This is a genomic window from Flavobacterium sp. C3NV (assembly GCF_046825355.2).
Classification (GTDB): Bacteria; Bacteroidota; Bacteroidia; order Flavobacteriales; family Flavobacteriaceae; genus Flavobacterium.
Genome location: NZ_JBKQBJ020000017.1, coordinates 114,230 through 127,522 on the forward strand (window position 1 = coordinate 114,230; position 13,293 = coordinate 127,522).

A 13,293-nucleotide genomic window follows, 5' to 3' on the forward strand; every position below is an offset into this window, starting at 1 on the left:
GCTATCTTTGGAATTCAAAAATTTGACTTCAATTAATATAAATAATTACATTATAATGAACGTTTTACTTTCAAAATTCACAACCAAACATAACACAGCACCTTTTTCGCAAATAAAGATTGAAGATTATCTTCCGGCTTTTCAGGAAGGCATTACTTTGGCTAAAGCCGAAATTGATGCTATCGTAAACAATCCCGAAGCGCCAACTTTTGAAAATACTGTTGTAGCAATGGATTTTTCAGGAGATATTTTAGATCGTCTTTCGAGTGTTTTCTTCAATTTGAATTCGGCAGAAACAAGCGAGGAAATGCAAAAAATCGCTCAGGAAGTTTCCCCTTTATTGTCTGAATTCGGAAATGACATTACGCTAAATGCTGCTTTATTTGCTAAAATAAAAGCCGTTTACGATCAAAAAGAAACATTAAATCTAAATCCGGAACAAACTACCCTTTTAGATAAAAAATATAAAAGTTTTTCCCGAAACGGAGCAAATCTAGCTGAAGACAAAAAAGATAAACTTCGCGAAATTGATAAAGAATTATCAAAATTAAAATTACAATTTGAAGAGAATATTTTGGCAGAAACCAATGCCTACGAATTGCATTTAACTGACGAAAAAGATTTATCTGGTTTACCTGAAGGAACAATTGAAGCAGCAAGATTATTGGCTAAAAACCAGGAAAAAGAAGGTTGGATTTTCACTTTAGATCATCCAAGTTATCTTCCATTTTTGACTTATGCAGATAATCGTGAATTGCGTAAAAAAATGGCAATTGCTTTTGGCTCAAGATCTTTTCAGAATAACGAATTCGACAATCAGGAAAATGTCTTGAAAATTGCGAAATTACGTTTCGAAAGAGCGAATTTATTAGGTTATAAAACGCACGCACATTTTGTTCTTGAAGAAAGAATGGCCGAAAGTCCGGAGAAAGTTTTCTCTTTTTTGAATGATTTATTAGCAAAAGCAAAACCGGCAGCTCAAAAAGAATTTGCTGAATTAACGGCTTTCGCCAAAGAGCTGGACGGAATCGAACAATTGGAAAAGTGGGATGGCGCTTATTATTCTGAAAAACTGAAACAACAGCTTTTTAATTTAGATGATGAAAAGCTAAAACCTTATTTTCAATTAGAAAAAGTATTAAAAGGCGCTTTTACAGTTGCAAAAAAATTATACGGATTAACATTTACCGAAGTTTTTGACATAGATAAATACCACGAAGAAGTTACGACTTACGAAGTAACCGATGCTGATGGTAATTTAGTTTCTATTTTCTACGCAGATTTCTTCCCAAGAAAAGGAAAAAGAAATGGTGCATGGATGACTTCATTCAAACATCAATCTATAAAAGATGGCGTAAACGAAAGACCGCATATTTCGAACGTTTGCAACTTTACAAAACCAACAGAAACAAAACCATCTTTATTGACGTTTAATGAAGTAACGACTTTATTCCATGAATTTGGTCACGGTTTACACGGAATGTTAGCGAACACAACTTACCCAAGTTTATCCGGAACTTCTGTATTTTGGGATTTTGTAGAGTTACCAAGTCAGATTATGGAAAACTGGTGTTACGAACCAGAAGCTTTGGCTTTGTTCGCCAATCATTACGAAACTGGAGAAATTATTCCTATTGAATATGTTCAGAAAATTAAGGAAAGTGCCAGTTTCCAGGAAGGGTTAGCCACTTTGCGTCAGTTAAGTTTTGGATTATTGGATATGGCTTGGCACGGACAAGATCCGACTCATATTACAGATTTAAAAACTTTCGAAACAGAGCAATTTGCCAACACACAATTGTATCCTGATGTAAAAGAAAATGCTATGAGTACGGCGTTTTCTCATATTTTTCAAGGCGGATATTCTTCCGGATATTACAGTTATAAATGGGCTGAAGTTCTGGATGCGGATGCTTTTGAATATTTTCAGGAAAACGGTATTTTCAATCACGAAATTGCTACAAAATTCAAAGACAATGTACTTTCAAAAGGAGGAACAGAACATCCTATGATTTTATACAAACGCTTTAGAGGTCAGGAACCTAAACCGGAAGCTTTATTGAAGAGAGCGGGACTTTTATAGACTTTAGACTTCTTAGAATATTAGATAATGAGAAACCGGAGCAAAAAACGCTTCGGTTTTTTATTTTCATTTTGACTGTAAACAAATGTTATTTACCTTCACCACTTTTTAAATCTTAATCTTACAAAAATATATTTTGAAAAAATATTTTAAAATCGCTCTTTACCTAGCCATTATCGGATTGGTTGCTATTATTTCGGTAAATTATTACGTGAAGTCTTCGACCAAAAAAAACATTTACTATTCGATTAAAAAATTCCCTAAAAACGATGTAGGAATTATTTTTGGTGCCGGAATCAACGGAGATCAACCGAGCAAATATTTAAAAGACCGTCTTGATGCCGGAATCGCACTATACAAAGCCAACCGAATCAATAAAATTTTACTTTCGGGAGATAATGGCCGCGACGAATATGATGAATTAACGGTAATGAAAAATTACTGTTTTAAACATGGTGTTGATACAACCAAAATATTTATTGATTATGCAGGATTCGATACGTATTCAACCATGTATCGCGCCAAACATATTTTCAACATCAAAAAAGCAACTTTAATTTCTCAGGAATATCATTTAAACCGGGCAATTTACATCGGACAAAAACTTGGGATAAAAGCTGTTGGATATTCTGCCAACAATGGAGAATATCTGGGATACAAATATGTTACTTTTAGAGAATATGGTTCTATCTTTAAATCCTTTTTTGATGTTTTAAGAAATCGTGAACCTCGTTTTTTAGGAAATCCAATTGATATCAATGGAGTTTCAAATTATTCAAAAGAAGACAAACGATAACTTGAAAGCCTCTTATGTTTTAGTTTAATATCTCTTCGTGTTTAATTATGTATGATAGTGCTTCCTTTACAACCTCATTTAAATTCAATCCTTTTTTAGTGGCCAAGAGAGCTATTTTTCGGTGTAATTCCTGAGAAACTCTTACATTAAAAGATCCTTTATAACTTTTATCCGGAGCTTTATTCAATAATTTACATGTTTCTAAATAGTCGTCAACAGCTTCTTCAAAAGATTTTTCTAATTCATTAACAGACGAACCTTCGAAAGTTATTAAATCGTTTATACCTTGAATTTTTCCAAAGAATATTTTATCATCTGCAGAAAATTCTAATGTACCAATGTATCCGTTATATTCTAAATAGTTTTTCATTTTATAATTCCAAATGTTCAATAATAATATCAAGTTGGTATCCTTTCAAAACTTTTTGTGGATGCGGTTCGTGCAGACTTATAATCTGTTTATTTTCATTCACAAATTTTCTTCTTGAGCCTCCTGTTTTTCCTTGTGAGATTTGTTTATAACCGAAGTGATTTAAAACTTTCAGCATTTCATCCCAAGAAAAATCTTTTGGTTTTAATTTTAACTTTTCAATAAGTTTATTAATTTTACTCATACAAATTTATAATTAAATTTCAAGAATGCAACTGTAATTTAGTTACAATTAAAAACAAAAATACAAATATAAGAAAAGTCTTTCAAAATAAAACTTACTGCTATTTATAAAAAATAGATAGACTATAAAAAAAGCCTGCAAAATATTTTGCAGGCTTTTTCATTAAATTAAAAGTAAGATCTTTATTCTTTACTCTATTTTCTTTACTCTATGCTCATTTTCTAAGTCATTTACTCTTTCTCCAAAACCTTTTTGGCTAATTTTCCAACGGTCAGCCCTTGTACTACAATTGAAAACAATACCACAATATAAGTTACTTCAAGAAGGAGGTTTTTATATTCCCCTTCCGGCATAGAAAGTACTAATGCAATAGAAACTCCTCCGCGAATTCCTCCCCAAACTAAAACCATTAAGGATCCTTTGTTGTAGGCAGATTTAATTCCGAAAAATTTAAATATATCAAAGAATTTCCACGGTAAAACGATAGAAAAAATTCTAGCGAATAACACTATAAAAATAGCTACAAAACCGGTTAATAATTGTTTATTTAAATCTGGCAGCAATAGTAATTCAAAACCAATAAATAAGAATAAAATAGCGTTTAATATCTCATCAATAAGTTCCCAAAACTTACCTAAATAATCCTGAGTAATTTCGCTCATTGCTACTTTTTTACCATAATTACCAATAATCAATCCGGCAACTACCATCGCTAACGGACTTGAAACGTGAAGGCTTTGGGCAATTAGAAAACCTCCCATTACGATAGAAAGCGTGATTAGAACTGACACTTTATAATCGTCGATTTTTTTCATAACTCTCGATGCGGTATATCCTAAAGCAGCTCCTAATAAAAGTCCGCCAATTCCTTCTTTTGCAAATAACCAGGCAATAGAACCAAAAGTCATATCAAATGTTGGATCGGTTGCCATTTTAAGAACAACAGCAAACATTACTACTGCTACTCCATCATTAAACAACGATTCACCAACAATTTTGGTTTCTATTCTTTTAGGCACTTTGGCTTGTTTTAAAACGCCCAACACCACAATTGGATCAGTTGGAGAAATTAATGTACCAAAAACCAAACAAAATATATAAGGGATTTTTATTCCTAAAATTGGCGCTATATAATAAAGCAGCATAGAAATAATTAATGCTGATAACACAACACTAACTGTAGAATATATCATAATAGGAACTTTTTGTTCTTTAAGATCAGACATATTTACATGCAGTGCGCCGGCGAATAAAAGAAAATTCAACATCGCTCCCATTAAGATTTCGTTGAAGTCAAATTCTTTTATTAATTCAAAAAAATGTTTGGTTGTAGCCGGAAAATAAGAATCTCCCAAAAGGCGAATACCTAAAGAAACCAACATGGCAATAATCATTATTCCGATAGTTCCCGGAAGTTTTAAAAATCTTAAATTTAAATAGGCGAAGAAAGAAGCCAATACAATAAGTATTGAAAAGGTGTAGTATAATTCCATAAATGTGATTTTTACAAAAATATATTTCCATTACCTAAAACAAAATTTCATTTCCTAAATTAACATAACTTTACAATTATGAAAAATGATTTTCTAAAGCGATAAATAGTAAAGAATATTTTGATATCATTTTAAAAAGAATATTTTTGTACGTAATTACTCTTCTTTTTAAAACCATTCTATGAAATTAATTTTTAGCGAAACTCAAAATAATGTTATTGATAAAATTTGGGTATTCGGAATTATACTTTTCTCACTAAGTATGCTCTTGTATTACCTCGAAGTCTTTACCCCCAACACATTTATATTTATACAAATTTGGCGTGTACTTTTTTGGTTTTTGAATACATTAATTCTTTCCTGGTATTTTTATAAAAACAATAAAATAAAGACAGGGATCATTTTACAATTGCTGAGTATTCCTTATTTTTTCAAAAATGATGTTTCATTTTTATTAGACTATAATTTCACACATTATCTTTACGATTTTACTTGGTATAAAAGTAGTTACATCTACAAAATCATCAATTTTCTATCGCTAATAGTGCCTTTTCTTTATTTTGTCAAGCATTACTTTGCACTAGAAAACTTTAATGTTTCTAAAAAAACAAAATGGCTTTTTCCTATACTAATAACAATACTTTTACTCAACGTTATTGATATAGAAGTTGAAAATACATTTGGAAATTTTACATTTTTAAATTTCAACGAACCTTATATGCAGGATATATTCATAACGGTTATGGAATTTATCAATACGTTCAAAATTTTATTTGGTCTGATCGGCTTTTTCTACATTACCAATAGATTTGGAGGAATTAAAAGTATCCGAAAACCTATCGATGAACAATTTATTGATACAAAATTCTTTAAATGGGGTTTTATCATTAGTTTTTTTCTTTTAATTCTAACTCTCTTAAATCTGGCTCAATCGATATTTACAATTTCTATTTTCTCTTCAAAATTTGATTTATCTGAAGTAATAAAATTAGTATCAAACTATTTCCTTCTACTATATTCAGGAAGATTTTTAGGCAATCTGATTCAGTTTCGCGGTTATTCCTTAAAAAAATATTTCGGAATTATAAATGTATTTACGCTTATTCCTATCTTCAATATTTTTAGCTTTTTAGTTTTACTGCTAACAAAAAGAGCAGAAAACGTTACGCAATATTTTCTTAATCTAAAGAAAAACAAAAAACTTCATTTGGCTCTTTATTGCCTTTTACTGACTGCTTTTTTAATATATGAGTATTTTACAAGTGAAGTAAAAGCCATAAACGATTTGATAAAAATCCCGGTATTTATACTAGCAATACTTTTGGTTGCTTACTATAAAATCATGACTAAAATTGTTCCTTTTGCAGTCGTTCTGTTTTTATACTTTGAAGATGTAAAACACTTTTTTGATTTTACTGAAGGATATCTCATTTTTTTTAAAGACAAAATCTTCTCCTTTCTATGGCTCTCTAGTTTTGGTGTTTTTATTCTTTATTATGTTCTTTATTATGTTTTGCATAAATCCTTTTATGTTGAGTATCCAAACAGTAAAAACGAAGAAAACGCAACAGTAAATATTGATAAGTTTAATTAACAAATAGATGCGCATTATGAAAATTATCAAAATAATATATTTACTAGTAATACCTTTATCAATATTAAGTTGCAAAAGATATAATCTTGAAGAAAACCAAGGCAATAATGAGTTAATTGCACAAGCGACAAAAATCAACAAACAAGAAGCTCAAAAGATTTTGAATTCAAAAGTAAACCTGACTTCATTTTCTGAACCAGGTAAATTCAATATTTCTATTCCGGACAATTATATTTATGCAGTTACAGTCTATGAGCAGGGTAATATTGATTTGAAATTTGGGAAAATAGATTTTGAAACCCGAAAAGATGTAATCTCTATTGATTTAACCTCAGCTTTACTCCCGCGTGAAAGACTTTGTTCACAAAGCGTTTACATTGCCCAAGAAGAAAATCCTAATTTGATCAGTATAGCCGAAATCAAAAAACAAATTGTTAAAGAAAATCATATTTACTTTGAAGATTCTAATAGCATTATTTATGGCGAAAATTTTACCGTAATACATTACGCGTACGATTCTAACTCAAAAAGCTATATTATTTACAACGGAGAAGTAGATCATTTTGCTAAATTTCCTGAAAAAGAAAATCTGGCGCTTCATATGCTTAAAAATGGCAAAAATTTATTAAAGAAAGATTTCAAAAAAAATCCTTTCAATTCCTGGGAAGAATATGTTTTGAATACACCTCAGGCTGAAATCTATTTATTCAAATCTATTTTTAATAAATTAGATAAAGAAATGAAAGCTTTTTTAGACATCAACCAATCCGTTTCACCAAGATCAGAGGGAAACTATGATTATGTCACATTTTACAGAACAAATGATGAAATGGATTTTACTTATCTTAATTTTCTAAATGCAGTAAAAACAAACACCTTAGAAAACTTCACAATTCCTGAGAAAATCAGTTCCGACTTCGATAATATTTTTTTTAGCTCCAGATATTCACTCTCAAATAAATATAGTTTTACCCAAATTGATAATCTCACGGATTTAAAAATTACGGATTCAGGATACAATAATCGTGTTTTTGAAAAATTGATTTGTAATGTACAATATGAAGGAAAAAGTTTTTACTTAGTTACTAATGAGGTCTCAGATCTTACAAGGGACTTTTACATTAAAATGTTCAATTATTATTCAAAAAACAAAACATTAGACATTCCTGCCCTAAAAAAATAAATATGAAAATCATACTAAAAACGATTGTATTAACAGTGCTACTAACCCTTTGCGGTTGCCATTCTGTTGGGAAAGAATTAATTGAAGTACCAGTAACAAAAGAAGAAATTACTTCTTCAGGCGAAATCAATTTAAAAAAAGGAGAAACCATTTCATTTTGGACGAAAATAAATAGCGGTACTCCATATCCTGAATACACCATTAAATATTTGATTGAAGAAAATAAAAAAACAATTGAATTTGATAGTATTAGTAGATTCACTTATGAAAAAAATCATATCATAAACGCTAAGCCAACTTCTGAAGACATAACTGAAAAAAATTTTGAAGAAAAAGATACCATAATACACAGGGAAAATTTTGAATTTGAACTTGAAAATAAAAAATTTACTGCGCCAAAAGATGGCAAATACACATTTGCTTTCAAGCTGACAAAATACGAACCTGAGTCGCAATCCTCTTTTAGCAGTGGTGTATCTATCATTTTAAGGAAATAAAAGATTCGGTTTTCGCATCATTTCGTTAATCACTTAAAAACAATTTCATTTCCTAAATTAAAAGAACTTTATTTTTAAAGACAACAAAAGCCATAAAAAAATGCCGAAGCTAAACTTCGACATTTTTATCTTGGGATCAACTTATAAATAAGATGCTTTTTTGTTTCGAAAATAAGTTACTTTTTAGCCTTAACAAACTCTTCAAGTTGTTGTACTTTCAGCGCATCTATTTGTTCAATACGTCGTGCTCTTAGATTGTTTGCATTATTTGTGTTTTTACCACTAGATTGTAATACCGGTTTGGTAAACAGTAAATAATCTCCAAATAAATGGCTTAAAAACAAAGGCGATTTTCCCGGTCTGCTTTTATCAAAGTTTGCAGATTGATGACAAAAAAAGCAACTTATTACATTACCATTATTAATATCGTGTATATCATTTTGAAAAGTCTGCGTGTAAGTTTCCATAGTAATGTTGGCCAAATTAACTGAACCTCTTGCTAACGAATCCGGAAGCGCACTCGAGATGTCTTTTGTTACAATTGATTTTGCCTGATTTTCCGGAGAAACGCCATCAAAATCTAACCAAATAGAACCATTATAAAAATAATTTTTGAAAACATCTTTCAAATTAGATGCTACGCACTTATTGATGTTGTCTATATTATTAAAATTAGCTGGTTCTGACTGACTTGTTGCCATAAACGCACCAGTATTTACATCCTTCGGCACACCATACTCATAAAGTATAAATGCTTTGTTAGGAACAACAGGCGAAGTTCCGTTTTTAATCCACTTAATCCCTCCTATTCCCGTAGTCGTACCTTTTTCGTAAAATAACATTTCATTTGCCGCCGTTACCGAATTGGTTTTCTTATCGTAAACAGGTGCCATATCTTTATGCTCAAAAGTGGCCCAGATAAATTCAGGATGATTTTTCACAACTCCCACTACGTGCATACCCAATAACGCCATGGTTTTTTCAACATATTGCCCTTTGCTATTTACAACAGCAGCTTTCGTTGTGAAATAATCTTTTTGCTTGGTCTTTGCAATTGCATCGATATTAATCCAGGAAACTTTTAATTCTAAAGCCCCAACAGGAAATGTCTCTAAATTAGAAACAGGTAATTTGCCACTATTGATTAAAGATGCCGCTAAAACTGCTTTGTCTTTTAGCAGCGCATTAATATGAATGGAATAATACACTGTATCTGCAACATTATTAAATTTAGGATTAGAACGTAAAACTCCTCTGGAACCAGCCTGATTAATAGAACTCAACACTAGTTTTATGCCCAACTGTGACGTGACATCTTCCATTTCCGGACTAACTAAATCGAGAGAATCTAAAAAGAAAGGATTTCCGCTTGGCAATGGTTTTGTTACCCACAAAAACTTTTGCCATGACCATTGGTGAAAATCACAATTTGTGGTAGTCTTGCTGTCAAACGGACTTCCGTCACCTTCTTTTGGAGCGGGAGTTTGCTCATGCGGAAACCAACTTGTCTCACAGTTACATGAATCGGCTGATGCATTTGCATAAGTAGCTCCATCCTTATATATTCCGTTATTTTTATTAAAAAGAAACAACCACAAACCAACTGCTATTATAATAATAAACAGTAAACTAATGATAACGTATTTTTTTTTCATTTTCTTATAGGTTTAAAATTGATTAGATAAACAGGATGAACTCAATAAAAAAGATCGCCTTAATCAGGCGATCTTTAAATCAAAACTCTTATCGAGTCAGGAAATTTTTGCTATCCTGTTGAATTTGTTTTTGGGGAGAAATTAATTTTTAAACCAATTCTTCTTGTAAATTTTTTACTGCCGCTACCGGTACGTTTTCAATATTATGTTGATAATATGAAAAACCTCCCGTTCCGTTCCATGCAGCATCGATTGCTAAATGAGCATCAAATTTTGCTAAGAATGAACCAATTGCAGGTGGAGGAACAGAATGAACATATTCTCCCTGAAGACTTACTACTTGTGTAACTTTACCAATTCCGGTTGAATAGATTTTTCCTGTTACCGGAACAACAATATGGCCATCCGGACCTGGAATCGCCTGAGTAATTACAACGGTACCTGTAACAGTATGTTGTGATGGTACAACTACTAAACTAAATTTTGCAATTGGAGCACCCGGTGTTCCAACATTTCCAATTGTGCCTTGTGCTAAATAAGCACCTGCTAATAAATCTGACATAACTTTTGATTTAGGTTTCCTACTCATAAGGCTTTTCGGGAACGCCTCGTTTTTTTTAGTGGTTTCTGCTCCACCTGATTTGTTAATGCTATTATTTATTGTTTCAAAAACATCTTAAATAATGCATTTGGGATGATTTTCTATTTCAAAACTAAATCAAATAAAAAGGCATAATTAATAAAATGATACAGAGTGGAAATTATTGGGCATGAATGAGATAATGAATGACACAGAAAAATTTTACACGTAAAAACACCTATTCCTGCTCATTTAAAAAAAATAAAACAACTTTTTTAAATTAAACTTTCATTTATTTTTGAAAGTTTAAAAACTTTTACTTACATTTGATCTATGGAATTCAAAGAAGCAAAAAATAAGTTTGTACAAACCTGGGGAGCATTAGGTTCTCAGTGGGGAATTAATAAAACCATGGCACAAATCCATGCTTTATTAATGGTCTCAAACGAACCAGTTTCTATGGAAGATATTATGGACGAATTGCAAATTTCCCGCGGCAACACCAGTATGAACCTAAAAGCTTTGATGGATTGGGGAATTGTTTACAAAGAATACAAAACCGGAGAAAGAAGAGAGTTTTTTACCGCCGAAAAAGATCTTGACGAATTAGCGGTAAAAATTGCCAGAGAAAGAAGCAAAAGAGAAATAAAACCAGCTCTTAAAATATTAAAAGAAGTTTCTACAATTGATTCCAGCAATTCGGCTGAAGAAAAACATTTTGTAGATCAGACCTCTAAATTGTATGATTTTGTTTTAAAAGCAGATAATATGTTAGACAAAATGACTGAATTTAATGATAACTGGTTAGGACGTTTGGTTCTAAAAATAATGAAGTAAAAAAATTTAATTAAAACTTTCATTTTTTTCTGAAAGTTTAAAACAATCAATAACTATGAAAGCTATTAACTACCTCAACTACTTTTTTGTTGCTGCACCCATAATACTCATTACAATAGGGCTGTTTACTAGTTCAGAACTAGCATGTTTTGGTCTTTTATTCACCATACTTACCGGTTTATTTCAATTAATTTTCGGAATAAAAATGCTAATCGATGAACCAGATGACAAAAATCTTCAGGCTTATGTAAACGGAGTTATTTTCTTTTTCCTGTTGTGGCCCGTTAATGCTTTTATAATGCATTTTGAATTTATTTACTTTCTGTTATTTATAATACCGATTATTCTGGCCATCTATTTCTCTACAATAACCTATAAAAAAGCGCACCAATGAACTTCTTAAAAGCAGAATGGAAAAACTTAGCTCTCTTTAATTATGAAGTTGATGCTAAAATATTAGAAAAATATGTTCCTGCAGGAACCAAAATAGATCTTTGGAACAACAAATGTTATGTAAGCTTAGTGGGTTTTATGTTCAAAAACACCAAAGTTTTAGGATTGAAAGTTCCGTTTCATGTAGATTTTGAAGAAGTCAATTTAAGATTTTATGTAAAACGTTTCGAAAACGGCGAATGGAAACGCGGCGTAGTTTTTATCAAAGAAATTGTTCCTAAAAAAGCGATCACTTTTATCGCCAACACTTTGTATCAGGAACATTATGAAACTCAGAAAATGAGACATGAAATCATTGAAGGTGACACGACCAATACTTTTATTTATCAATGGAAGAATAAAGAAAAGTGGAATACTATTGAATTAGAAACTAAAAAAGATTTGACGAAAATAGGAATTGATTCTGACGCTGAATTTATTACAGAGCATTATTTTGGTTATACCAAAATTACAAAAGACCTCACTTTCGAATATGAAGTTCAGCATCCAAGATGGGAGCAATATGAAGTCTTACATCATAATATTGATATTGATTTCGAAAAAACATATGGAGAAGATTTTAAATTCCTTCAAAACATAAAACCAACTTCAGTTTTTCTGGCGAAAGGTTCCAAAATTACAGTTAAGAATAAAAGAAAATTAGAATCGGCAAAAGCTCTGGAGGAAATGGCATAATAAATTTGCAATCATTAATTTATAAATCGGCAATTATGAATCTTAATATTACAGGATATTTTATCTATCTCAGCATTACGATTTTCATCATCTTAAGAGTTGGGAAAATATGCTACAAAAACGGAAATATTTTTGTCGCAGAATTAATTCCAAATCATGCAGATATCTGCCACAAAATCAATCAGGTTTTGCTTATGGCGTATTATCTTTTAAATATTGGGTATTGCGCCATGACGCTTATTTCCTGGCAGAAAATATTATCATCAACTCAGCTTATAGAAACAATCGGAATAAAAACAGCCATCATCATTTTTATCATTTCAGTTTTGCATTACCTCAACATTATTATCCTAACCAAGTACATTCATAAATTAATCAAATAACACTTAAATTCAAATATCATGGAAACTACAAAAATCTTAATCGGTTACGGCATTTATTTACCAGTTGCTTTATTTCTTACTTATTATGTTTCTAAAACACTTTTTAAAAACGGAAAAATTTTCATGCTGGATATTTTCAAAGGCCGCGAAGATATTGCCGAAGCAACCAACAGGCTTTTCGAAACAGGTTTTTATCTTTTAAACATTGGTTTTGCCTTAATGATTCTGCAACTGCAATTGAGCGACAATAGTTATCAGGAATTAATTGAAAGATTAAGCTACAAAATTGGAGGATTTTCTATCTATCTTGGTGTCATGTTATTCTTCAATTTATATTTCTTCTTTAGAGGAAAAAGAAAAGCCAAAGAAGCGCAGGAAGAAGAAAGACTGGTTTTTAAAGCATAATTTCATATTAAAAGTCGCCACGAATTTCCCGAATTATCACGAATT

At 31.0% G+C, this 13,293-nt stretch carries 15 protein-coding genes; 10 read left to right on the plus strand and 5 right to left on the minus strand.

Translation table 11 applies throughout. The features are described from left to right. Positions 1–55: 55 nt before the first annotated feature. A complete protein-coding gene (locus tag ACIDC4_RS20890) occupies positions 56–2,083 on the plus strand; it encodes a M3 family metallopeptidase (RefSeq protein WP_412043673.1) in 2,028 nt (675 codons plus the stop codon). A gap of 136 nt (positions 2,084–2,219) precedes the next feature. After that, complete coding sequence (locus ACIDC4_RS20895) at positions 2,220–2,879, plus strand: SanA/YdcF family protein (RefSeq protein WP_412043672.1); 660 nt, start codon at positions 2,220–2,222, stop codon at positions 2,877–2,879. Positions 2,880–2,898: 19 nt separating this feature from the next. On the opposite strand, the gene ACIDC4_RS20900 is transcribed toward ACIDC4_RS20895, so the two are convergent. The 3 genes from ACIDC4_RS20900 to ACIDC4_RS20910 all read right to left on the minus strand — a co-directional run bounded on the left by ACIDC4_RS20900 (position 2,899) and on the right by ACIDC4_RS20910 (position 4,986). Continuing rightward, the gene (locus ACIDC4_RS20900; protein WP_412043671.1) at positions 2,899–3,249 is read right to left on the minus strand and encodes a type II toxin-antitoxin system HicB family antitoxin; all 351 of its coding nucleotides are present in this window, start codon (positions 3,247–3,249) and stop codon (positions 2,899–2,901) included. 1 nt (position 3,250) lies between these two features. Then, a complete protein-coding gene (locus ACIDC4_RS20905) occupies positions 3,251–3,493 on the minus strand; it encodes a type II toxin-antitoxin system HicA family toxin (RefSeq protein ID WP_412043670.1) in 243 nt (80 codons plus the stop codon). A gap of 230 nt (positions 3,494–3,723) precedes the next feature. After that, positions 3,724–4,986, minus strand: a complete 1,263-nt coding sequence (locus ACIDC4_RS20910) for a cation:proton antiporter (protein WP_412043669.1) — start codon at positions 4,984–4,986, stop codon at positions 3,724–3,726. Positions 4,987–5,167: 181 nt separating this feature from the next. On the opposite strand from ACIDC4_RS20910, the gene ACIDC4_RS20915 reads away from it, so the two are divergent. The 3 genes from ACIDC4_RS20915 to ACIDC4_RS20925 are packed head-to-tail and all read left to right on the plus strand — an operon-like array spanning position 5,168 to position 8,260. Beyond that, positions 5,168–6,580, plus strand: a complete 1,413-nt coding sequence (locus ACIDC4_RS20915; protein ID WP_412043668.1) for a hypothetical protein — start codon at positions 5,168–5,170, stop codon at positions 6,578–6,580. A 16-nt stretch (positions 6,581–6,596) separates the two neighbouring features. Continuing rightward, the gene (locus ACIDC4_RS20920) at positions 6,597–7,763 is read left to right on the plus strand and encodes a hypothetical protein (protein WP_412043667.1); all 1,167 of its coding nucleotides are present in this window, start codon (positions 6,597–6,599) and stop codon (positions 7,761–7,763) included. 2 nt (positions 7,764–7,765) lie between these two features. Further along, a complete protein-coding gene (locus ACIDC4_RS20925; protein WP_412043666.1) occupies positions 7,766–8,260 on the plus strand; it encodes a hypothetical protein in 495 nt (164 codons plus the stop codon). Positions 8,261–8,436: 176 nt separating this feature from the next. Here the strand turns inward: ACIDC4_RS20925 and ACIDC4_RS20930 are convergent, their stop codons facing one another. Both ACIDC4_RS20930 and ACIDC4_RS20935 read right to left on the minus strand, forming a co-directional pair. Continuing rightward, positions 8,437–9,915 (minus strand): hypothetical protein, encoded by a 1,479-nt coding sequence (locus ACIDC4_RS20930; protein ID WP_412043665.1) that lies wholly within the window; start codon positions 9,913–9,915, stop codon positions 8,437–8,439. A gap of 148 nt (positions 9,916–10,063) precedes the next feature. Further along, positions 10,064–10,477: a DUF1842 domain-containing protein gene (locus ACIDC4_RS20935; RefSeq protein ID WP_412043664.1), complete on the minus strand. Its 414-nt coding sequence runs from the start codon at positions 10,475–10,477 to the stop codon at positions 10,064–10,066. 351 nt (positions 10,478–10,828) lie between these two features. On the opposite strand from ACIDC4_RS20935, the gene ACIDC4_RS20940 reads away from it, so the two are divergent. Genes ACIDC4_RS20940 through ACIDC4_RS20960 form a run of 5 tightly spaced genes read left to right on the plus strand, consistent with a single transcriptional unit; the run spans position 10,829 to position 13,248 of the window. Further along, positions 10,829–11,332 (plus strand): GbsR/MarR family transcriptional regulator, encoded by a 504-nt coding sequence (locus tag ACIDC4_RS20940; protein ID WP_412043663.1) that lies wholly within the window; start codon positions 10,829–10,831, stop codon positions 11,330–11,332. A 55-nt stretch (positions 11,333–11,387) separates the two neighbouring features. Then, on the plus strand, positions 11,388–11,726 hold the full coding sequence (locus tag ACIDC4_RS20945; protein ID WP_412043662.1) for a hypothetical protein: 339 nt from the start codon (positions 11,388–11,390) through the stop codon (positions 11,724–11,726). Then, on the plus strand, positions 11,723–12,460 hold the full coding sequence (locus tag ACIDC4_RS20950; RefSeq protein ID WP_412043661.1) for a YqjF family protein: 738 nt from the start codon (positions 11,723–11,725) through the stop codon (positions 12,458–12,460). The genes ACIDC4_RS20945 and ACIDC4_RS20950 overlap by 4 nt, the downstream gene beginning before the upstream one ends. A gap of 35 nt (positions 12,461–12,495) precedes the next feature. Next, positions 12,496–12,843, plus strand: a complete 348-nt coding sequence (locus ACIDC4_RS20955; protein ID WP_412043660.1) for a hypothetical protein — start codon at positions 12,496–12,498, stop codon at positions 12,841–12,843. 18 nt (positions 12,844–12,861) lie between these two features. Beyond that, a complete protein-coding gene (locus ACIDC4_RS20960; protein ID WP_412043659.1) occupies positions 12,862–13,248 on the plus strand; it encodes a hypothetical protein in 387 nt (128 codons plus the stop codon). Positions 13,249–13,293: the final 45 nt, after the last annotated feature.